The sequence below is a fragment of the Bradyrhizobium sp. genome (assembly GCF_035484855.1).
In the GTDB taxonomy this organism is placed as follows: Bacteria; Pseudomonadota; Alphaproteobacteria; order Rhizobiales; family Xanthobacteraceae; genus Bradyrhizobium.
Genome location: NZ_DATHOP010000036.1, coordinates 26,174 through 47,826, shown reverse-complemented (window position 1 = coordinate 47,826; position 21,653 = coordinate 26,174). Strand labels below are relative to the sequence as shown.

Annotated in this window: 22 protein-coding genes; 15 read left to right on the top strand and 7 right to left on the bottom strand. The window is 63.8% G+C overall.

Annotated features, from left to right (window positions below):
• Positions 1-21: 21 nt before the first annotated feature.
• From VK804_RS04605 to VK804_RS04580, 6 genes are all read left to right on the top strand, one after another.
• Positions 22-1,026, top strand: coding sequence for a tripartite tricarboxylate transporter substrate binding protein (locus VK804_RS04605; RefSeq protein WP_325368310.1), 1,005 nt, complete (start codon positions 22-24; stop codon positions 1,024-1,026).
• A gap of 21 nt (positions 1,027-1,047) precedes the next feature.
• Positions 1,048-1,971 (top strand): DUF1932 domain-containing protein, encoded by a 924-nt coding sequence (locus VK804_RS04600; protein ID WP_325368308.1) that lies wholly within the window; start codon positions 1,048-1,050, stop codon positions 1,969-1,971.
• Positions 1,972-2,057: 86 nt separating this feature from the next.
• On the top strand, positions 2,058-2,630 hold the full coding sequence (locus VK804_RS04595; RefSeq protein ID WP_325368306.1) for an XRE family transcriptional regulator: 573 nt from the start codon (positions 2,058-2,060) through the stop codon (positions 2,628-2,630).
• Positions 2,631-2,732: 102 nt separating this feature from the next.
• Complete coding sequence (locus VK804_RS04590) at positions 2,733-3,935, top strand: glycine C-acetyltransferase (RefSeq protein WP_325368304.1); 1,203 nt, start codon at positions 2,733-2,735, stop codon at positions 3,933-3,935.
• A gap of 24 nt (positions 3,936-3,959) precedes the next feature.
• The gene (gene tdh, locus VK804_RS04585) at positions 3,960-4,988 is read left to right on the top strand and encodes an L-threonine 3-dehydrogenase (RefSeq protein WP_325368302.1); all 1,029 of its coding nucleotides are present in this window, start codon (positions 3,960-3,962) and stop codon (positions 4,986-4,988) included.
• A gap of 149 nt (positions 4,989-5,137) precedes the next feature.
• On the top strand, positions 5,138-5,800 hold the full coding sequence (locus VK804_RS04580) for a M15 family metallopeptidase (RefSeq protein WP_325368300.1): 663 nt from the start codon (positions 5,138-5,140) through the stop codon (positions 5,798-5,800).
• 33 nt (positions 5,801-5,833) lie between these two features.
• On the opposite strand, the gene VK804_RS04575 is transcribed toward VK804_RS04580, so the two are convergent.
• The 6 genes from VK804_RS04575 to VK804_RS04550 all read right to left on the bottom strand — a co-directional run bounded on the left by VK804_RS04575 (position 5,834) and on the right by VK804_RS04550 (position 13,023).
• Complete coding sequence (locus VK804_RS04575) at positions 5,834-6,628, bottom strand: adenylate/guanylate cyclase domain-containing protein (protein ID WP_325368298.1); 795 nt, start codon at positions 6,626-6,628, stop codon at positions 5,834-5,836.
• A gap of 355 nt (positions 6,629-6,983) precedes the next feature.
• A complete protein-coding gene (locus VK804_RS04570; RefSeq protein WP_325368296.1) occupies positions 6,984-7,961 on the bottom strand; it encodes a tripartite tricarboxylate transporter substrate binding protein in 978 nt (325 codons plus the stop codon).
• Positions 7,962-8,064: 103 nt separating this feature from the next.
• Positions 8,065-10,314, bottom strand: coding sequence for a DUF3604 domain-containing protein (locus VK804_RS04565; protein WP_325368294.1), 2,250 nt, complete (start codon positions 10,312-10,314; stop codon positions 8,065-8,067).
• 110 nt (positions 10,315-10,424) lie between these two features.
• A complete protein-coding gene (locus VK804_RS04560) occupies positions 10,425-11,144 on the bottom strand; it encodes a DUF1045 domain-containing protein (protein WP_325368292.1) in 720 nt (239 codons plus the stop codon).
• A 20-nt stretch (positions 11,145-11,164) separates the two neighbouring features.
• Positions 11,165-12,358: an alpha-D-ribose 1-methylphosphonate 5-triphosphate diphosphatase gene (locus VK804_RS04555; RefSeq protein ID WP_325368290.1), complete on the bottom strand. Its 1,194-nt coding sequence runs from the start codon at positions 12,356-12,358 to the stop codon at positions 11,165-11,167.
• A complete protein-coding gene (locus VK804_RS04550; RefSeq protein ID WP_325368289.1) occupies positions 12,355-13,023 on the bottom strand; it encodes a DapH/DapD/GlmU-related protein in 669 nt (222 codons plus the stop codon). Before VK804_RS04550 ends, VK804_RS04555 begins: the two co-directional genes overlap by 4 nt.
• Positions 13,024-13,212: 189 nt before the next feature.
• Here VK804_RS04550 and phnC point away from each other — a divergent pair, with 189 nt between their 5' ends.
• From phnC to phnE (VK804_RS04530), 4 genes are all read left to right on the top strand, one after another.
• Positions 13,213-14,028: a phosphonate ABC transporter ATP-binding protein gene (gene phnC / locus VK804_RS04545; protein WP_325368288.1), complete on the top strand. Its 816-nt coding sequence runs from the start codon at positions 13,213-13,215 to the stop codon at positions 14,026-14,028.
• A gap of 83 nt (positions 14,029-14,111) precedes the next feature.
• On the top strand, positions 14,112-15,023 hold the full coding sequence (gene phnD, locus VK804_RS04540; RefSeq protein ID WP_325368286.1) for a phosphonate ABC transporter substrate-binding protein: 912 nt from the start codon (positions 14,112-14,114) through the stop codon (positions 15,021-15,023).
• 60 nt (positions 15,024-15,083) lie between these two features.
• Positions 15,084-15,968 (top strand): phosphonate ABC transporter, permease protein PhnE, encoded by an 885-nt coding sequence (phnE, locus tag VK804_RS04535; protein WP_325368285.1) that lies wholly within the window; start codon positions 15,084-15,086, stop codon positions 15,966-15,968.
• Positions 15,965-16,822: a phosphonate ABC transporter, permease protein PhnE gene (gene phnE, locus VK804_RS04530; RefSeq protein WP_325368284.1), complete on the top strand. Its 858-nt coding sequence runs from the start codon at positions 15,965-15,967 to the stop codon at positions 16,820-16,822. Before phnE (VK804_RS04535) ends, phnE (VK804_RS04530) begins: the two co-directional genes overlap by 4 nt.
• A gap of 111 nt (positions 16,823-16,933) precedes the next feature.
• Here the strand turns inward: phnE (VK804_RS04530) and phnF are convergent, their stop codons facing one another.
• A complete protein-coding gene (gene phnF, locus VK804_RS04525; RefSeq protein WP_325368282.1) occupies positions 16,934-17,662 on the bottom strand; it encodes a phosphonate metabolism transcriptional regulator PhnF in 729 nt (242 codons plus the stop codon).
• A gap of 137 nt (positions 17,663-17,799) precedes the next feature.
• On the opposite strand from phnF, the gene phnG reads away from it, so the two are divergent.
• From phnG to phnK, 5 genes are read left to right on the top strand one after another with little or no spacing between them, the layout of a single operon-like run.
• The gene (gene phnG, locus VK804_RS04520) at positions 17,800-18,261 is read left to right on the top strand and encodes a phosphonate C-P lyase system protein PhnG (RefSeq protein WP_325368280.1); all 462 of its coding nucleotides are present in this window, start codon (positions 17,800-17,802) and stop codon (positions 18,259-18,261) included.
• A gap of 10 nt (positions 18,262-18,271) precedes the next feature.
• Positions 18,272-18,880 (top strand): phosphonate C-P lyase system protein PhnH, encoded by a 609-nt coding sequence (gene phnH / locus VK804_RS04515; protein ID WP_325368278.1) that lies wholly within the window; start codon positions 18,272-18,274, stop codon positions 18,878-18,880.
• 3 nt (positions 18,881-18,883) lie between these two features.
• On the top strand, positions 18,884-19,987 hold the full coding sequence (locus tag VK804_RS04510) for a carbon-phosphorus lyase complex subunit PhnI (RefSeq protein WP_325368276.1): 1,104 nt from the start codon (positions 18,884-18,886) through the stop codon (positions 19,985-19,987).
• A complete protein-coding gene (locus VK804_RS04505; RefSeq protein WP_325368274.1) occupies positions 19,984-20,868 on the top strand; it encodes an alpha-D-ribose 1-methylphosphonate 5-phosphate C-P-lyase PhnJ in 885 nt (294 codons plus the stop codon). The genes VK804_RS04510 and VK804_RS04505 overlap by 4 nt, the downstream gene beginning before the upstream one ends.
• Positions 20,861-21,649, top strand: a complete 789-nt coding sequence (gene phnK, locus VK804_RS04500; protein WP_325368272.1) for a phosphonate C-P lyase system protein PhnK — start codon at positions 20,861-20,863, stop codon at positions 21,647-21,649. Before VK804_RS04505 ends, phnK begins: the two co-directional genes overlap by 8 nt.
• Positions 21,650-21,653 lie beyond the last annotated feature (4 nt).

The window sequence follows — 21,653 nt, the reverse complement described above, 5'->3', positions numbered from 1 at the left end:
CCCCACGAAGCAGAGCCACTCATGACAGTCCCTGATTGCATCGCCTCGCGGGTCTTCGCCCGGGTGTCGCTCGCGATGCTTGTCGTGCTCGGGCTTGCCCTTCCCCCGCGTCCGGCCAGCGCCGAGGATAAATATCCCGACAAACCCGTGCGGATCGTCGTTCCCTTTGCCGCCGGCGGCGTGGCCGATATTACCGTGCGGGTGGTCGCGGATCGGCTTGGCGGCAAGCTTGGCAATCGCTTCTACATCGAGAACCAGCCCGGCGCCGGCGGCATTGCCGCGGCACGAACCGTCATCGCAGCTGCGCCCGACGGCTATACGCTGGCGTTGCTGTCCAACGGCACTGCGGTCAGCGTCTCCCTGTTCGATCATTTGCCTTACGATCCCTTGCGCGATTTCGAGCCGGTTTCGAGTCTGGGCTTCTTCGATTTCGTGTTCGCAACCAACGCGGATTCGCCGTTCAGGACGCTGGCGGATTTCATCGCGGCGGCAAAGGCAAAACCCGGCGCGCTCAATGTCGGGACCATCAATATCGGAAGCACGCAGAATCTGTCGGCGGAGCTTTTCAAGACCGCGGCAGGAATCGATTTCACCATCGTTCCCTATCGCGGCACGCCGGAACTGATGGTGTCGACCATGCAGGGCAACCTCGCGCTGATGATCGACAGCTATTCCTCCATGAAGGGCAATCTCGCCGAAGGCAAAATCCGCGCGCTGGCCTCGTCCGGTCCGGTTCGCTCGGAAAGCACGCCCGAACTTCCAACCTTGCGGGAATCCGGCGTCGCCGATTACGACGTCGTCTCCTGGAATGCGCTGTTCGCGCGCGCCGGCACGCCGCCGGAGCTCGTGCAAAAGCTGAACGGCGCCTTGCGGGAAGTCCTTGCCGAGCCGGAGGTCAAAAAGCGGCTGCTCGAACTCGGCATCGAGGCCAGGGCTGGCGCGCCCGAGGAAATCTCGGCGCGGCTGAAGTCCGATATCGACAAGTGGCGAACGGTGATCGACAAGGCCGGGATTGCGAAGCAATAGGGTCAGTAAAAGGAAGATGACATGAGCCAGAATTCAAACCGTTGGCATGTCGGCCTGGTCGGCTACGGCGAGGTCGGCCGCATCCTTGCCGAAGACCTGCGCAAGCAGGACGTCAGGGTGAGCGCCTACGACATCAAGCTTGGCGACGACAGGGCCGGGCCGTTGCGGGATCATGCGGGGGGAATCGGCGTCGCGCTGGCGTCCTCGCATGCCGAACTCGCAGCCCAGGCGGACCTCATCGTCTCCGCCGTCACCGCGAGCCAGGCCGTGCCGGTCGCGAAAGCCTGCGCCCCGGCGGTGAAGAAGGGCGCTTGGTACCTCGACTTCAACTCGGCCTCGCCGGGCGCGAAACGGCGCGCCGCCGCTCTGATCGACGGCGCCGGGGCGCGTTATGTCGAGGGCGCCGTGATGACGTCGGTCCCGCCGTATCGCATCAAGGTGCCGTTGCTGCTCGGCGGCGCGCGCGCGGCGGATCTTGCGCCGTTGCTCGTCGAACTCGGCTTCAACGCCAAGGTCGCCAGCGACCAGCTCGGTGTCGCCTCGGCGGTCAAGATGTGCCGCAGCGTCATGATCAAGGGGCTGGAGGCCACCGTGATCGAATGTTTCACCACCGCGCGCGCCTATGGCGTCGAGGACGCGGTGCTGGTGTCGCTGACGGAGACTTTTCCGAGCATTGACTGGGAAAAGCAGGGCGCATACTTCTTCCAGCGCGTGATCGAGCATGGCCGCCGCCGGGCCGAGGAAGTGCGCGAAGTCGCCGAGACCGTGCGCGAGATCGGGCTCACGCCATGGTCGGCGCAGGGCACCGCCGAGCGTCAGGCCTGGGTTGCCGATCTCGCCGATGAAGGTCTGTTCGGCGCCAGGGGCACCAAGGAATTTGCTCGCAGCGTCGACTGGCGCACCGAGGCCGACCGCATTCTCGGCAAGTTCAAGCCGCAGGAGTGAGCCGCACGACGCTGCCGGGCTGGACTTCCGAAAGATGCGCATGGTATTTCCTGTTTCCTATATACAGGAAGAGTTCATCCGCTGAAATGGAACAAATCAACGCTCCCCTGATCGGCCCGGTGATTCAGCGCGAGCGCAAGGCCCGCAACCTGACGCTGGAGCAGCTTGCCGCGCTATCCGGCGTGTCGAAGTCGATGCTCTCGCAGATCGAGCGGGGCCAGGCCAATCCGACCTTTGCCGTGCTCTGGAGCCTGACCCGGGCGCTGCGGATCGAGTTCAACGACCTCGTGCAGGGCGGCTCGGTTCCCCCGGGCGACAGTAATCGAATCGAACTGGTCACGGCGTCGAGCACGCCGGAAATCAGCAACGCGGACGGCTCCTGCCGGCTGCGCATCCTGAGCCCGCCGAAATTCGCCGGCGAGACCGAATGGTACGAACTGGAGATCGCAGCCTCGGGCAGCCTCGACAGCGCGCCGCACGCGCCGGGCGCCTTCGAGCATTTCACGGCTCTCAGCACCGGCTTCGAGGTCGCAAGCGGCGGTTCGAGCCAAACGCTCAAGGCTGGCGAGACGGCGCGTTATGCCGCCGATGTGCCACACCGCATTACCAATACCTCGAAGCGGCCGGCGAAGGGTTTGCTGGTGGTGCTTTATCGCTGAGTAACGTTTATCGCCCCATAATCTTCCCGGCGGTTCCGTTATTTCCTTGCTTTAATTCCAATATGGTGGAATATCCATGATATCGGATTTGGAGGGAGCGGCGTGTCGGAAGATTTTCTCGGCCATCTCAAGGGCCTGCTCGCGCAGATCGAGGCCGACGGCCTCACTAAGCGCGAGCGGCTGATCGCCGGTCCGCAAGGAGCGCGGATCGAGATCGCCTCGGGCGGGTCGCGGCGCCAGGTCGTCAATCTCTGCGCCAACAACTATCTCGGCCTTGCCGATCATCCCGAGATCATCGCGGCCGCCAAGGCCGGGCTCGACGCCTTCGGCTTCGGCATGGCGTCGGTGCGCTTCATCTGCGGGACGCAGACGCTGCACAGCGCGCTCGAGCAAAGGATCGCACGCTATCTCGGCAAGGACGATGCCATCCTGTTCGCCGCCTGCTTCGACGCCAATGGCGGCATCTTCGAGCCGCTGCTCGGGGAGGAGGACGCCATCATCTCGGACGGCCTCAATCACGCCTCCATCATCGACGGCGTCAGGCTCAGCAAGGCGCGGCGCTACCGCTTCGCCAACGGCGACATGAACGAACTGGAAGACCGGCTGAAGCAGGCGGACCATGACGGCGCCCGCTTCAAGCTTATCGCGACCGACGGCGTGTTCTCGATGGACGGCTACGTCGCGAACTTAGCCGCGATCTGCGATCTCGCCGAGCGCCATGGCGCGATAGTCATGGTCGACGATTGCCATGCCACCGGCCATCTCGGCGACAAGGGCCGCGGCACGCCGGCGCTGACCGGCGTGGGCAACCGCATCGGCATCGTCACCGGTACGCTCGGCAAGAGCCTCGGCGGCGCGATGGGCGGCTTCGTGGCGGCAGCGCAGCCGGTCATCGACCTGCTGCGCCAGCGCGCGCGGCCCTATCTGTTCTCCAACAGTCTCGCGCCGCCGGTTGCCGCGGGATCGCTGAAAGCGATCGACATCGCGGAAGCTGCCGACGACCGCCGCGCGCTGCTCGCGGCTCATACCAAGCGTTTCCGCAGCGAGCTCGCCGCGGCTGGCTTTGAGTTGCTGCCGGGCGAGACTCCCATCATTCCGGTCATGCTGCACGACGCGCGGCGCGCGCAGGTGATGGCGCAGGCGCTCGATGAACGCGGCGTCTATGTCGCCGGCTTCTTCTTTCCCGTGGTGCCGAAGGGCCAGGCCCGCATCCGCACCCAGATGTCGGCGGCGCTCGGCGAGCAGGACGTCACGCTCGCGATCGACGCCTTCAAGGATGCCGGCAAGGCACTTGGACTCATCTGATCGAACCTGGAAAGGGCTTTGGCCATGAAGGCGCTGGTAAAGGCAAAGGACGAACCCGGTCTCTGGCTGCGCGACGTGCCGGTTCCGTCGATCGGACCGGACGAGGTGCTGATCCGCGTCAACAAGACAGGCATCTGCGGCACCGACATCCACATTTACGCCTGGGACGAGTGGGCGCGGAAGACCGTGCCGGTGCCGATGGTGGTCGGCCACGAATATGCCGGCGCGATCGTCGAGTTGGGATCGGCGGTGCGCGGTCTTGCCGTCGGCCAGCGGGTCTCGGGCGAGGGCCATGTGATCGGCATGCATAGCCGGGCGGCGCGCGGCGGCCGCTTCCATCTCGATCCGCAGACGCGCGGCATCGGCGTCAACATTCCCGGTGCGTTCGCCGAATATGTCAAGATTCCCGCCTTCAACATCGTGCCGTTGCCGGACGATATCGACGATGAACTCGGCGCCATCCTCGATCCGCTCGGCAACGCCGTGCATACCGCGCTGTCCTTCGATCTCGTCGGCGAGGACGTGCTGATCACCGGCGCCGGCCCGATCGGCATCATGGCCGCCGCCGTGGCGCGCCATGTCGGCGCTCGCCATGTCGTCATCACCGACGTCAACCCGCGGCGGTTGGCGCTTGCGGCCGAAGTCGCCGACGTCGTGCCGGTCGATGCGGCGAGCGAGGATCTCGCATCCGCCATGTCGCGTCTCGGCATGAAGGAAGGTTTTGACGTCGGGCTGGAGATGAGCGGCGCGCCGGCCGCCTTCGAGCAGATGGTCGAGCATCTCGTGACCGGCGGAAAGATCGCGATGCTCGGCATTCCCGCAAAACCCTTCGCTGTGGATTGGACGAAGATCGTGTTCAAGATGCTCACGGTGAAGGGCATCTACGGCCGCGAGATGTTCGAGACCTGGCACAAGATGCTGGCGATGCTGCAAAGCGGCCTCGACGTGCGCAAGGTCATCACGCACCGGCTTGCCGCCGACGATTACCAGCGCGGCTTCGAGACCATGAAGAGCGGCAACTCCGGAAAGATCGTGCTGGACTGGGCGGCGTGACCCGACGGGCCCGATCCAAGCTCCCCCGATTGTGCAAGCGCCGTCGCATCATTTTTTTGGCTCTCGCGGCTCTGCTTCAGTATGTGCCAGATGCGGTGAGTGCTGCTGATGTACACTCAAGCCCCATATCGAAAGAGTTTTGCGAGGAAATGAAGATACACCAGACGTTAGGAAACAACAGCCCGGTTGGGTGCGAGCGGCTGGCCGTGGTCAAATTCAGATATTTTGGCTTCGACGGGCAAGTGCACGCAGACGGGGAAATTGTCGTGCTGGATGCCGCGGCAGACCGTGTCGCCAGGATTTTTGACACGCTGCTGAGCAAGCGTTTTCCGATCGAGAATGCAAGGCCTCTGAACACCTATGAGGGCGATGATGAAGCGTCGATGGCCGACAACAACACCTCCTCATTCAACGATCGTCCGATTTCGGGTGGCAGCATTTTGTCGCTGCATGCCTATGGTTTGGCAATTGATCTCAATCCCGCGCAAAACCCGTTTATCCAGCGCGCGCGCGGGACGTTTCAGATCAGTCCCAGGGGTAGCGAGAATTATTTGAAAAGAAGCGATATTCGGCCAGGCATGGCCGAAGCCGTTGTGGACGTATTCGCTGAAAACGGGTTTCCTATCTGGGGAGGCGACTGGACCAATCCAATTGACTATCAGCACTTTCAGGTTAGCCGGAGTCTGGCCCTGAAACTGATTCACTCTTCGGCATCAAGTGCCGTGGCGATCTTTGAAAGCCAGGTCGAGCAGTATCGTCGCTGCAGAGAAAGCGGCAAGAGCCGCAAGCTTTGTATCGGAAGCAGCTCGTGATCAACTAACCGGCGTCCACTTTCGCAGGACACCTCAAAGTTCGACCCGGTACAGGCGCCATCGCTCCGGCACGCCCTTGAGTTTGTGAACGCCGCGATCCCTGAAGCGGATGGCTGACTGCGACATCAGGTCCTTGACCGCGCTCGAGACCAGGACTTCGCCGGCATGCGCTTTGTCGGCGACGCGCGAGCCGATGTGAAAGGCGAGACCAAACACCTCAGCCCCGCTCACCTTGTACTCGCCCGCATGCAGCCCCACCCTGATCTCCAGCCCCAGCGTGCGCACGGCCTCGCGGATGGCGGTCGCGCAACGGATCCCGGCAGCCGGCGCCGCGAACGTCGCCAGCAGTCCGTCCCCCGTCGTCACGACTTCCTTTCCGCGCAGGATCTTCAGCTCTCTGCGGACGGCGGCGTAATAATGCTTCATCACCTGTGTCCAGCGCGAATCGCCGAGCCGCGCGGCTTTTTCGGTGGATTGGACGATATCGACAAACAGGATCGTGGCGAGCGCTTGTTCGAGATCGGCGCCGCGATCGGCGGATCGGCGCCGGGTCGCGATATTTCCAGCCAGCGATTCATAGCGATGGTTGCGTCGTCGCGCGATTGCGGCTTTGGTATAATCTTTGGCACGCTGCACCGTGCCGCAACGAATTGTTTTCGTCTGCGGTGAAAGTGCCCAGTAAACCTTTCGCCCATCTCCGGCGCCATGGACCTCGACGGCGCCCCACTTCAGGGAAACCGTCGAGCCAACCCGGCGAATGCACCATGCCTTTGACGTGTATCCGGAAACGTTCGACTGATGGACTCCGATGCGAAGGAATTTCGACATGTGCGTGCGGCCGATCGAAAGATCGTTTGGGCTGCCAAAACGTAATCATACATTCCTGCGTTGGCAACGGCACTCCCTGTCGAAAATTTGCCCATGGCGCGCGTGTTGAACGAGGTTCAGGGTAAGGGGGAATCTCGGTGGCTAGAGCGGGATGGGATCAGGCTGGGTCGCGACGACGGACCATTTTCTCATGCCCGGACGCGAGACAACACCAGGTTTGCAAGTCGGGGTTTTCTACTTTGCATGGGGTTGTTTTGCGATTTTTTGGTAAGGCCCTGCGGCGCCGCACCCGGAGCACCGGATCGCTGGTGCTTCGCGCTCACGGCGAATCGATTCAACTCCATCCCGTCATGGTCTAGTTGATGCTGATGTTCAATTGCTTCACCAGCCGCCCGTATTTCTCGTATTCCGCATGGACATAATCGTTGAATTGTTCCGGCGTGCGGATGACGGGATCGACGGCCACCTTCAGGAAAGCTTCCCGTACCGTGGGGTCGGCGATCGCCTTGCCTATCTCTGTCGCAAGCCGCGCGGCGATGGCTGGCGGTGTCTTGGCGGGTGCGAAGGCGCCGACCCACTGATCGTACACCAGCCCCTTGATCCCGGCCTCTTCGAACGTCGGCACATCGGGGAGGCTTGCCGAGCGTGTCTCGGTCGATTGCGCCAGCAACAACAGCGTGCCTTCCTTGTAGTAAGGGATCAGCGGCGAGGCCCCGAGCGACCCCAGTTTCACCTGGCCTCCGATCAGGTCGGTGATCGCCTGTCCGCCGCCGCGATAGGGCACCTGCACCATCTCGATGCCCGCAAGCTGGCCAAACCATTGCATCACGACCTGTTGCCCCGAGCCAACTCCGCTGCCCGTTGCGTAGTTCATCTGGCCTTGCTGCTCGCTCAGCGCGATCAGTTCGGCGATCGACTTGACGCCCAGCGAGGGATGCGCCGCCACCACGACCGGCAGACGCGCGATCTGGGCGACCGGCTGCAGGACCTTGAGCGGATCGAAACTCATCTTGTAGACGTGAGGATTGCCGGTCACCGAATCGCCTGAGATCAGGAACGTGTAGCCGTCAGGCGCGCTGGTCGCCGCGGCTTCCATTCCGATGTTGCCGTTGGCGCCGGACCTGTTTTCGACATAGATCTGCTGACCAAGGCTTTTCGACACGTGGCCGGCCACGATGCGCGCGATGATGTCGGTCGAGCCACCGGCCGGAAACGGCACGATGAATCGGATCGGCCGGGTCGGCCAGTCTTCCGCGGCTGCCGCTGTCGGCCACGCCATGACCAACGTCGCGGCCGCCACCAATGCCATTCCCATCGTTCGCCGGTTGAACATCCGATGTTTCCTTTGGTCGAGTATCTCGCATTCGCCTTCAATTGCATTCGTCGTCAATTTCCGTGCCGGCGCCAGTTCCGGCGCAGCGGCCATGCGAACCCCTTTACGGGGTCTTGATCAGATAGATCGGGCTCGACCAGGCTTGATGGCCGTCTTCCTGCGTCACGCGAATGAAGACGGGGACGTCGCCCAAAACCTGTTCGGAGCCGGTGACGTCGTGCGTGATGTGCATCGTGGTGACCTTCTTCGCGTCCGGCAGGCGGTAGACTCGCAACTGGCGGCCGAGACCGCCGGCCTCGAACAGCATCTCGTCACGGTCGAGCATGGCGAGATCGCATTCGGCGGAAACGATGTTGGTCTCGATCGACAGGGTACCCGTTCGCTCGCGTTCGAGCCAGAGATCGAAGCCCGCCATGTTTCCGGTGGTGACGGATTGCCATGTGATGGTCTGGTCGGCGAAATGAAGCGGCTTGTCGGGGTTGAGGAAGTTGACGGCTTCCGTGCGCTCAATGCGATTGCCCTGCACATTGGCCTTGCCGCGCCAGTTGACCTCGCGCCCGCGGCCGCGATATTCCGCGCCGCTCCACATCACCCGGATGCGCTTGCCGAGATCGTCAGCCGAATAGGGCCTGATGGTGCGCATCAGCTGCTTGCCGTGAAAGACATCGAGACGCTCGATCGGCGCAGAGCCGATCACCTCGGCGCTCAGGTACATGGTGGCGCCGCCATCGGCGACGATCGCGCCCATCAGAACCTCGGTCGAGGGCTGCGAGGTCGTCGGCCCGAGCAGGGGATCGTCGGCGTAGACTTGAACCGGCTGGTCGAAGGTGCCCTTCACCGACATGTAAAGCCGCGTGCCGGTGGTGCCGTAATGGCGGCGCTGCCGCAGCGCCTCGAACACCGCGTCGCGGTCGAGTTTCGGCATCAGATAACAGCTCAGTCCGCCGATCGCGCCGAAGGTGGAGGCGCCGGGTTGCGTCGCGCCCGGCCGTCCCTTGTGATCGTCGCTATGGCAGACGATTCCGACGCGAAAACCCTTGTCGAAGGCATCATGCAGCAGCCATTCGAAGGTGCCCCAGGTCGAATGCACCTCGACGGCGCGTTCGAAGCGGCCGTCATGGGCAAACTTGATGTCGGCGTAGCGGCCGCCGACATGGGCGATGACGATGGCGTCTTCGTTGGCGCGCCCGAGCGCCTGGAACAGTTCGTCGGCGGTGTAGCAGTCCTCGTTGGACGGATCGGAAACCAGAATCCGCGACGAGCGGCGGATCGGCCGGCCCTCGGTACGATAGAACACGTTGCGGTCGCCGCCCATGCCGGTGTTGCCCGACCACTCGTAGCCGGGCAGCGCGACAAAGCGCCCGGCTTCGTCGTATTGCCGGGTCAGCTCGTTCAGCCTTTTCCAGAACGCATCCGTGATCTGGAAGTCGTTGCCCTGGTGGCCGACGATGTCGAGGAACGCCTTGTCGCGGGCATAGGCGAAATAGTCGTCGGCCGAATTGGTACCGATGGTCTCTTCGCTTTGCGCATGCAGGTCGCCCCAATAATGCCGGTATGGCGCGGCGGTGACGGCGCGCAGCGGGGTCGTCCGGCAAAGCGATCGTCCGCTCTGGTCCAGGATTTCGATGCTGACATCGCCGGGCGCTTTCGCGACCAGTCCCTCGACGACATAGGTGCCATCCTCGCGCGGCATCAGCGCGGCTTCGGGTAATCCGCCGATCGGCGAAACGGTCTTCAGCTTCAGCGGGCCGACACCTGTTGCCGTCGGATTGCCCCAGCGATCTTCGGCGACGATGCAAAGGCGAAACGGCTCGCCGACGATGTTCTGGCTCGGAAGCAGCGCCTTCCATCGCGCCGCAGGTCCCGCAACCAGCGCGACCTCGGGCGATTGCGGCAGTTCGGTGAATTGATAGGTGGCGAACGCGTCCACCAGCACCTTGAATTCGAAGGTCGGCTCGACATTGGTCTGCAGCCGCAGACCGGGCGAGCCCTTGCGTGTGTCGCCTAAGCGAATCGTGATGGTATCGCCGCTGCGCAGGAAGCCGCGGCCGACCCTGATCGACAGCGTATTCACCCAGGGCCGGGTGAAGTTGCGATCGACCCGGCTTTCGAGCACGGCGCCGTTGGAGGCCTCGACGGTGGTGTAGTTTTCGGCCGTGGGATCGGCGAATTGCGGTTTGCCCATGTCGGAGGTGCCGCGCCACACGATTTTGAGATCGCCGCTGTCGTCGATGCCGAATTTGCCGGCGGTGTAGGTCAACACCAGCGCGACATGCGTTCCCGCCACGAACGGGCCTGCCGGCACCAGCACAGCCGTGCCCATGTGTTCGGGGAGATACGAAATACCAAGCATAGGAGCATTGCCTTCCAGTCGCTATGGGTGCCTTCCGGCGGCTACTTCCTCGGGATATCGCTTTCGGCCTGTCGCGCCAAGGTATCGTAGGCGGGATAAGCTCGGAAAGCCTAGAGCCGCGCGGCAACGCTGGCCGGCGTCAGGACGAACTGATCGACGATCCGAAACCGGGAATTCGCACCGTCCTGTCGAGATACGGCGATGCGGTCGACCGCAAGCGTCGTCACACCGAGCACGGCAAAGCGCTGGCGCAGCATTGCCAGCACCGGCGCGCGCCGCGCCGCGTCGAGCCGTCCCGTCAGCGTCATGTGGAAGCGGAACTCTTCCATCACATAGGGATAGCCCCAGCGATCGAGATGATCGCGCTGCCGCGGCGTCAGCGCGGAGGGATTTCGCCGCGCGCGGTCCTTCGGTGTGAGCGGCGCGCGAAAACAATCGAACTCGCGCACGCAATCGGCCGCAAGCCGCTCCAGTTCGCCAGACGCCTCTGTCGGCACCACCGCGATGAAGCCGCTGATCGAGTCGACGACCGGCCGGATCACGGGAATGGACCGGGGAATTGCGGCGAAGGTTGCGCAGGCCTCCAGCAGCCCGGCTTCGGTTTGATCTTGCGCCAGCATCATCGGCGCCTTCAGCGTGGCATGAAAACCGTATTTTCGCGGATCGCTCGTGAGGTCATGCCAATCCGGCGTCGATTGCACGATGCCATCGGGAAAAGGTAACTCCTCTCCGGTGAGAGCGTCATAGCCCAATAGCCGCGCGCCGAAGCGATCGAGATCGCTGCCGGGAGCGGCGGCATAATAGATGGCATGACGCGGAAAGCCTGTCATCCCGGCAGCATAGGGCAGCCTCACTCGGCTGCAACCGCCTCGCGGCGCGCCGTCGATGAACGGATCAGGCGGTTTGCTTCCGTCAGATGCACCAGCCGCCCCGCCGCGATCACGGCAACGATTCGCGGCCGCAGCGGCAGTTCGTCATCGACCAGGATGATGTCGGCGCGATGGTCCTGAGCCAGGATCCCGCGATCCGAAAGGCCCGCGGCCTTTGCCGGCGCCGCCGAGATCAGATCCCAGGCTTTCGCCAGCGGCAGCACGCCGTCGGCGGCGAGGCGGAATGCCGCCAGCAGCTGCGCCGGATAGTAATAATCGGAGGCAAGCACCGAGCACAGGCCCTTGGCGATCATGTCGGAAGCTTTCGTCCATCCGGTATGGCTGCCGCCACGCACGACATTGGGCGCGCCGAACACGATGGCGTCGCCTGCCGCAGCGGCCGCGCGCGCGGTTTCCTCGTTGACCGGGAATTCGGCAATATCAACGCCCAGGCTGCGAAAGGCCTCGCGCATCGCCGGGCTGTTGTCGTCATGCGACAGCATCCGGACGTTGGCGTTGCGCGCGGCTTCCGCCAGCCGCGCGATCGAGCCGGGGACCTCGTCCGCGCGAGAGGCGATGCGCTGCACCAGCGACTCGAATTCCTCGTTCGACAGCCCGCTGCGCTCGACCATCTGCGCGCGCTTCCGCGGCCTGGTTGCGCTTGCAACGATGGAAGCCATGTGGTCATTGAAGGCGAACAGGTCGACCCGTCGACCGGCCAGCCATTGGCTGATCTCGGCTTCGGCATCGAGATTGTAGGTCTCCTGGCGCAAGTGTAAGCGGGTGTCCGCCGCAAGCTGCGGCCTCAAGCTCTCGACGGCCTCAAGCAGCCCTCGCGCATTGTCGGCGCCGCGAAGGCCGGGCTCCCACGACCAGGTCGTGGCGTGAAACACGGTGGTGATGCCGTTGCCGATCGCCTGCCGGTCGCTGTCTGCGAGCGCGACATCGACGGGAAAGTCGACGCCCGGGCGCGGCATCATCTGCCGCTCGAACGCATCGCCATGTAGATCGACGATGCCCGGCAGCACCAGCAGATCGCGTGCGTCAAGGCTCAGCGCACCGGGTCCGTGGTCGGAGCCGACCGCGCTGATCTGGTGGCCCTCGGTCTGCAGCGAGGTCTCCAGAATCTCTCCGCCGAGCAGTGCCCGGCCGCCTTCAATCGATATGTCGGTCACGATGCTGCACTTCGCCGCGTAAGGGGTGGACGGATGGAGGCGGTCGCAGCCTCGTATTTGCTGAGAAAATCCTCGACCGAAAGCTTTCGGAAGTCGGGTAGCGCCCGCCGCAGCATTTCGTGATCCCAATCCCACCACGCGAGCTCCCCCAGCCGGTTGGACACCTCTTCGGGAAACCGCGGTTTGATTACCCGCGCCGGATTGCCCGCGACAATGGTATAGGCTGCCACGTCCTTGGTTACGACAGCGCCGGCGGCCACCACCGCGCCGGTGCCGACGCTGCGGCCCGGCAGCACGATCGCGCCGTGGCCGATCCAGACGTCGTGACCGATGCGGACATGATGGCCCCGCCGCCATTCAAAGAATTCGGCATCGTCGCTTTCGCCCGGAAAATACGCGCTGGCGCGGTAAGTGAAGTGCGCCTGCGCGGCCCGGTGCATGGGGTGGTTGCCGGGATTGATCCGCGTCATCGCCGCGATCGAGCAGAATTTTCCGATTCCCGTATAGGTGATCTGCGCGTCGTTCACGACGTAGGAATAGTCGTCCATCGTCACTTCGTGCAAAATCGTCCGCGCGCCGACTTCGCAATAGGCGCCGAGTTTCACCTCGTGCAATTTCGCGCTTGCGTCGATCGTCGGTTCAACCGAGAACATTTTTCCGGCCATGCGCGCGCCCCCTGAACAACCGATGCCGAGCCAAGGCTGCACCTCATCGGCAGGATTGATGACAATGTCATGGCAGATATATGACGCCTCATGCAAGTGTGGACGGCGGGCGCACCGCACCGCGACTGTCACACAACTGTTGAATCCAGACGCTAGCCATGAGGGCTGCTGAGCGTCTCGGAGCATTGCATGCTGGTGGTGGAAGGTTTGACGTGCCGATTCGGCACAAAAGCCGCAGTCGACAATGCGTCGTTTTCCATTGCGCCCGGCGGTTTTGTTGGCGTGATCGGCCGATCCGGCGCCGGCAAGTCGACGCTTCTCCGCATGATCAATCGCCTGGCCGAGCCGACCGAAGGCCGCATTCTCTATGATGGCGTCGACGTCACGGCGCTGAGGGGGCGGGATCTGCGCAAGTGGCGCGCCCGTTCGGCCATGATCTTCCAACAGTTCAACCTGATCGGCCGCCTCGACGTGCTGACCAATGTGCTGATGGGACGGCTGGCGACCGTGTCGCCGGCGCGCGCGCTGCTGAAATTGTGGCCGGATGCCGACAAGGCGGTCGCGCTGGCGGCTCTCGAACAGTTCGAGATCGCCGGGCTCGCCGTGCAGCGCGCCGATCAGCTGTCCGGCGGCCAGCAGCAGCGCGTCGCCATCGCCCGCGCCCTGGTGCAGGAGCCCGACATCATCCTGGCGGATGAGCCGATCGCCTCGCTCGACCCGCACAACACCAAGGTGGTGATGGATGCACTGGCGCGCATCAACCGGGATTTCGGCATCACCGTGATCTGCAACCTTCATTCGCTCGAACTGGCGCGCGGCTATTGCGGCCGGCTGATCGGCATGGCGGCGGGGAAAGTGGTGTTCGACGGGACGCCGGACCAACTCACCGAGCTGGAAGCGCAGCGTCTCTACGGCCTCGATTCCGAGGCGAGGGGCAACCCGTCGGCAAGACCGGACGGCGTCCCGATCGACGATTCCATTCTGGGCGTACCTGCCATCGCGTAGCCGCTGCCCGATCCGCGAACGCCCGTTCCGGCGTCTCGCTCCAACAAGAAACTGCCTCACCCACCCCAACAGGAGAAAAAGACATGCTGAACCGCCGCCATTTGCTATCCGCGGGCGCCATCGCGCTGGCCTTTACCGCGAGCGCGGCCCACGCCGATGACTGGAAGGCGAAATACAAGGAACTGACTTTCGCCGTGGTGCCGGCCGAAAACGCTTCCGGTGTCGCCGACCGCTACGCGCCGTTCATGGAATATCTCGCCAGGGAACTCGGCGTTCCCGTCAAGCTGCGCATCGCCAACGATTATGCCGCCGTGATCGAGGGCCAGCGCGCCGGCAACATCCAGATCGCCTTTTACGGCCCGGCTTCCTATTCCACCGCCTATATGACGGGCGTCAAGACCGAGCCCTTCGTCACCACCCGAAACCAGGACGGCAGCGTCGGCTATTATTCGGTGATCTACGTCAAGGCCGACAGCCCCTACAAGGACATCAAGGATCTGAAGGGCAAGACCATCGGCTTCGTCGACCCGAATTCGACTTCCGGCTACAACGCGCCGCGTTTCTTCCTGCACAAGATCGGCATCGATGCCGACAGCTTCTTCTCCAAGTCGATCATCACCGGAAGCCACGAGAACGGCGTGATCGCGCTCGACAAGGGCACCGTCGATTGTGCCGCCGACTGGTGGAACTCCGATACCGACTCCAACCTGACGCGCATGGTCGCCAAGGGCATGGCCAAGAAGGAAGACTTCCGGGTCATCTTCAAGTCCGGCCTGTTGGCCGGCTCGCCCTACGCCTATCTCAGCGATCTGCCTGCCGATCTCAAGGCGGCCATCGTGAAAGCGTTCATGGATGCGCCCACCAAGAACAAGGCAGCCTATGACCGCTTGTCGGACGGCAAGGACAAGGAGTTCGTAGCGGTGACCCACAAGGACTATGAAAACACCGTCGACATGATCCAGTTCGTCAACGACATGCGCAAGAAGCATTCCTGAAGCCGACAGGGAGCGGCGAGCTTTTCGCCGCTCCCTCGCTTGCGACGGACGCAGGACATCATGACCTCCAGCCTTCTCAGCGTACCGCCGGCGCGGCTTGAGGCTCTGCTTGCCGGTTACCGGCGCGAAGTCGGGCGCCGCCGCCGGCAATCCCTGCTGGTGCTGGCGATCCTCGCCATTTTGGCGGTGATTGCCGCACATGTCGGCGAAGTCGATCTCAACAATCTCTTCCAGAATATATCGAACTTCACCAGCTATTTCGGCCGGATCATTCCCAAGCTGACATTTGCGCACTTCGGCGCCGATATCGCCGACTGGTACTGGGATATCGGGGGCTGGCTGAAGCTTTTGCTCGATACCGTCCTGATTGCCTATCTCGGCACCCTGTTCGGCGCCGGCGGCGCGCTCGGAATCGCCTTCTTCGCGGCCGCCAATCTCGCGCCCGGCAACGTGCTGCGATGGAGCATCAAGCGCATCTTCGAATTCTGCCGCACCGTTCCCGACCTGGTTTTCGCGCTGATGTTCGTCAGCGCCTTCGGTCTCGGGCCGCTGGCGGGAATCCTCGCGATCGGCATTCACAGTTTTGGCACGCTCGGCAAGCAATTTACCGAGGCCATTGAGAACATCGACATGAAGCCGGTCGAAGGCGTGCGCTCGACCGGCAGCCGGTTCATCGAAATCGTCCGGTTCGGGGCGCTGCCGCAAGTGACGTCCACTTTTGCGAGCTACGCCCTGCTGCGCTTCGAGATCAACGTGCGCTCGGGCTCGGTGGTCGGCATGGTCGGAGCCGGCGGCATCGGCCAGGACCTGTTCGTGGCGATCCGGAAATTCTATTACACCGACGTCAGCGCCATTCTTCTGATGATCATCATCTGCGTTGCGATCATCGATCTCGTCACCGAACGGGTCCGCCAGCGGCTGTCCGGCAAGGATCACAGCCAATGAACGCCCGCCGTCCGCTACGCACCGAGGACGCCGGCACGGTGCTCGCCCGGCATCAGGGCCTGTTCGACGATTCCCCGCTTCGGCGCGCGGCCACGCTTGCGGCGCCGGCGGGAATCCTCGGCTTCACGATCTTCGCGGTGTGGTGGCTGGCGATTCCGTTCAGCCAGATCGGACCGGGACTGGCGTCGCTCGGCAAATTCATCGCGCTGATGTTTCCCCCCTCGAGCGGCGGCCATCTCGATCTTCTGCTCAAGGCGATGGGCGAGACACTGGCGATTGCGTTCCTGGGAACGCTGATCGCGACCGTCGTTGCGTTCCCGATCAGCTTTCTTGCCGCCAAGAATACCACGCCGCATGGCGCTGTTCGGTTCGTCATCCGCCGGGGCCTCGATACCATCCGCGGCGTCGACGCCCTGATCTGGGCGCTGGTGTTTGTCGGCGTGGTCGGCCTTGGCCCGTTCGCCGGCATTCTTGCCATCGCGGTCTCCGACACCGGCGCGCTCGGCAAGCTGTTTTCCGAGGCGATCGAATCGACCGAAGAACGCGCCCGCGAATCCGTGCTGGCCAGCGGCGGCACCAGCCTGCTGGCCGTGCGCTTCGGCCTGTTGCCGCAGATCCTGCCGATCATCGCCGGGCAGATCCTCTATTTCTTCGAATCCAACGTGCGCTCGGCGACCATCATCGGCATCGTCGGCGCCGGCGGCATCGGCCTGCAGCTCTCCGAGCAGATCAGGACCTATGATTTCGACCAGGTCGCCTTCGCCGTCATCATGATCCTGGTCACGGTCGCGATCATCGACTGGATCTCCGGAAAACTCCGCTTCGCGATCATCGGCCAGCGCGCCATCGTCTGAGGCGCTCTCTCGTCATGGCCGGGCTCGTCCCGGCCATCCACGCCTTCTGTTGCAAATCGAAGAAAGACGTGGATGCCCGGCACAAGGCCGGGCATGACGGGTTTTGAACCGCTACCCATTCTCCACCACGAATTCGACGCGCTCGGCCGCAAAGCGCGAGCGCTTGGTCACGAGCGGTCTTGCCTCGTTATCGACGTCAGTACCGTCGACCACGAGGACCGGACGTCCCAAAGCGAGGTCCAGCCGCGCCGCGTCGGCGGCGTCTGCAATGGCCGCGGTAATTCGGGTTGATGCTCTCCGATAATCGCGAACGCCGTAATGCGCCAGCAGCTTGGTCATCGAGCGGCTGCTGGCGAAAACCTGCCCCGCGTCAGGGAAGCGTTCGGCGGAAAGCCAGGTGGTGCTGACACAGATCGGCGTGCGGTCGGCAAACCGCAGGGACTCGATGCGGACCAGCGGCGCCCCGGTCTTCAGGCCGAGCTGCCGCGCCAGCTCGCGCGTCGCCGGTTCTTCAGAAGCGGCGATCAACTGGCCGCGCGGTTCGCGGCCGCTGGTGCCGACGATTTCCGAGAACCGCGTGCGCGAGCGCAGCGGATAGGCGAGCTTCGGCGCCTCGACATAGGTGCCGCTGCCGCGCTCGGCGCGCACCAGGCCGCGTTCGGCCAATGTCGCCAGCGCCCGACGCACGGTATGGCGGTTGACGCGGTAGGTCTCGGCGATCTCGATTTCGCCCGGCAGCTTCTCGCCGGCCGCAAAACTGCCGTTGGCGATGCCGCGCTCGATGCCGTCGGCGACCTGCCGCCACAGCGCCACGCCGGAAGCTGCGTCCTGCATCGTCATGGCGTGGCAAGCTCCGGGAACCGCATCGGAAAAATCACTTCTTTGTCATGAAACAGTCATGGCGCATCGCTAACAAGTTGTCTATTATCATAGACAACTTGATTCCGGCAAGAGCTTTACTCACGGCAGGACCGATAATGACCACAAGCGGCGAACACGGCAGGCAGGTTCAGCGCAAGGCGGCGATGGCGCTGCTGGCGCATTGCGATGCGGCCGAAATCGCCCGCTATCTCGGCGCCATCGCGGTTCCCGCTCACGAGGAACTGCGCGAGCCGGAGAACGGCCTGGTGATGGTGCGCGGCCGCATCGGCGGCGACGGCGCGCCGTTTAACCTCGGCGAGGCCACGGTGTCGCGCGCGGCGGTACGGCTTGCGACCGGCGAGGTCGGTTTCGGCTATACGCTCGGGCGTGATCGGGAGAAGGCGCGGATGATCGCGCTGTGCGATGCCATGGTGCAGTCGGGCGAGTTTGCAAATGCGGTCGAAACCGGCGTGCTGGCCCCGCTGCGTGCCGCGGTGATCTCGATGCAGGACCGGAAGGCCGCGGAGACCGCGGCGACCCGGGTCGATTTCTACACGCTGGTGCGGGGTGAAGGGTGAGGGCCGAGTGATGACAACGGTAGCTGAGTTGCCCGCGGGGTTCGCCGAAAAAGTGTTGTCGGCGCAATGCACCTTTCGATCGGTGATGGAGGCAATGGCGCGCCCCGGCAGCGTGGCGCGGATCGCGGCGGAAGTCGGTACGCCGGCGGCGATGATGCGGGGCACCGCGGCGATCGCGCTGACCTTGTTCGATCACGATACGCCGATCTGGCTTGATCCGGCGATGTCGGAAACATCTGAAGTGACGAAGTGGCTCAAGTTCCACACCGGCGCCCCGGTGGTCGCGGATTCCGCGATCAGCCATTTTGCGGTGATCGGCGACGCCGCGGCGCTTCCGGCGCTGGATCGGTTTGCCTTCGGCAGCAATGAATATCCCGACCGCTCGACCACGCTGATCCTGCAGGTCGAAAGCCTGACGCAGGGACATCGTTTCGTATTGCAGGGGCCGGGCATCGACGGCACCGCGATGCTGCAGGTGGCCTTGCAGCCTGCCGATCTGTTCGAACGGCTCGACGTCAATGCCGCGCTGTTTCCGCGCGGCATCGATGTCGTGCTGGTGGCCGGCGACACCATCGTCGCCATTCCCCGTACCACCCGGCTCGTCGCGAAGGGAGGCTAGCGCATGTATGTCGCCGTCAAGGGAGGCGAACGCGCCATCGAGAACGCGCATCGACTGCTGGCGCATGAGCGCCGCGGCGATCGCAACGTTCCGGAAGTGACACTCGCGCAGATCTCCGGGCAACTCAGTCTCGCAGTCGATCGCGTGATGGCCGAGGGCTCGCTGTATGATCGCGAACTGGCTTCGCTGGCCATCAAGCAGGCGCGCGGCGACATGATCGAGGCGATCTTCCTGGTCCGCGCGTTTCGCGCCACGCTACCGCGCTTCGGCGCCACCGAGCCGGTCGATACCGGCACCATGGCGGTACGGCGGCGGATTTCCTCAACCTTCAAGGACATTCCGGGTGGCCAGATTCTTGGCCCCACCTTCGATTACACCCATCGCCTGCTCGACCCGCAACTCGCCGAAGGTTTTGTTCCCGGTCTGCCGGCGACGTCGGAGGCCTCCGTCATCGCGGCGCCTCGCGTCACCGATATTCTCGGCCGCGACGGCCTGATCGAGCCTTCGCCGCAAGCCGATGCAGATACCCCGGTCGGCGATCTCACGCGCGAACCGCTCAGTTTTCCCGCCGACCGCGACCTGCGGCTGCAAAATCTCGCGCGCGCCGACGAGGGTTTTCTGCTGTCGCTCGGTTACTCCTCGCAGCGCGGCTATGGCCGCAACCATCCCTTCGCCGGCGAGATTCGTTTCGGCGAGGTCGAGGTGGAATTTTTCGCCGAGGATGTCGGTTTTGCGGTGCCGCTTGGCGCGGTCGCGCTGACCGAATGCCAGATGGTCAACCAGTTCAAGGGCTCGGCCACGGAAGCGCCGTGCTTTACCCGCGGCTATGGGCTCGCCTTCGGCCAAAGCGAGCGCAAGACCATGTCGATGGCGCTGGTCGACCGTGCGCTGCGCGCCCGCGAACTCGGCGAAGAGGTGATAGCGTCCGCCCAGGACGAGGAATTCGTGATGTCGCATTCCGACAATGTGCAGGCGACCGGCTTTGTCGAGCATCTGAAACTGCCGCATTATGTCGACTTCCAGTCCGAGCTCGGTCTGTTGCGCAAACTGCGCAAGGAATTCGAAGCATCAGATGCCTTGCCTGACATGCAGGAGGCCGCGGAATGAATGCGCCCGCCTACAATTTTGCCTACCTGGACGAGCAGACCAAACGAATGATCCGCCGCGCCATCCTGAAGGCGATCGCGATTCCCGGCTATCAGGTGCCGTTCGCCAGCCGCGAGATGCCGATGCCCTATGGCTGGGGCACCGGCGGCGTGCAGGTGACGGCGGCGATCCTTGGACCCGATGACGTGCTGAAGGTGATCGACCAGGGTTCCGACGACACCACCAACGCGATCTCGATTCGTAAATTCTTTGCCAAGACCGCCGGCGTCGAGACGACGACATCAACGGCCGATGCGACCGTGATCCAGACCCGGCACCGGATTCCGGAAGCGCCGCTGCATGGCGGCCAGGTGCTGGTCTATCAGGTGCCGATCCCGGAACCGCTGCGCTTCCTCGAGCCGCGCGAGACCGAGACGCGGCGCATGCATGCGCTCGGCGAATACGGGCTGATGCATGTCAAGCTCTACGAGGACATCTCACGCTTCGGCCATATCGCGACCTCCTACGCCTATCCGGTGAAGGTCAACGCGCGCTATGTGATGGACCCGTCGCCGACCCCGAAATTCGACAACCCGAAAATGGATAATTGTCCGGCGCTGCAGCTGTTCGGCGCCGGGCGCGAAAAACGCATCTACGCGATCCCGCCGTTCACGACGGTCAAGTCGCTCGACTTCGAGGACCATCCGTTCACCCGCTACCGCTTCGATGCGCCCTGCGCGCTGTGCGGGGCGGACGATTCCTATCTCGACGAAATCGTCACCGACGACCAGGGCGGCCGGATGTTCGTTTGTTCTGACACGGACTATTGCGAGAGCCGCCAGGCCGCAGGCCATCGCGGCACCGAGAGCGCGGCGCCGCACAAGGAGCGCACGCATGGCTGAACAAGACAACGCTGAACCGCTTCTGGTCGCGGAACGCCTCGGCAAGAACTACGGCCGGCTGACCGCCTGCCGTGATGTGTCGTTCTCGCTCTATCCCGGCGAAGTCCTGGCGATCGTCGGTGAATCCGGCTCCGGTAAAACCACGCTGCTGCAATTACTCTCGGCGCAGCTTGCGTCGAGCGCCGGAAAAGTCTCGTACCGGATGCGCGACGGCGTCTTGCGCGATCTCGCCGCGCTCGGCGAAGCGGAGCGGCGATTCTTGTTTCGCACCGATTGGGGCTATGTGCACCAGGACCCTGCGATGGGATTGCGAATGGCGGTGTCGGCCGGCGCCAATGTCGGCGAGCGGCTGATGGCGGTCGGCTGGAACCATTATGGCAATATCAGGAGCACGGCGTCGTCCTGGCTGGAGCGCGTCGAGATCGACATCGATCGCATCGACGACGCGCCCAGAACTTATTCCGGCGGCATGCGGCAGCGGCTGCAGATCGCACGCAATCTCGTGACCCAGCCGCGGCTGGTGTTCATGGACGAGCCGACCGGCGGCCTCGACGTGTCGGTGCAGGCGCGGCTGCTCGATCTCCTGCGCAATCTCGTCAGCGAACTCGGCCTCGCGGCCATCGTCGTCACCCATGATCTGGCGGTAGCGCGGCTGTTGTCGCACCGGGTCATGGTGATGAAGGGCGGCCGCGTCATCGAAACCGGATTGACCGACCAGGTGCTCGACGATCCGCGCGAGCCCTATACGCAATTGCTCGTCTCCTCGATCCTGCCCGCGTGAGCTA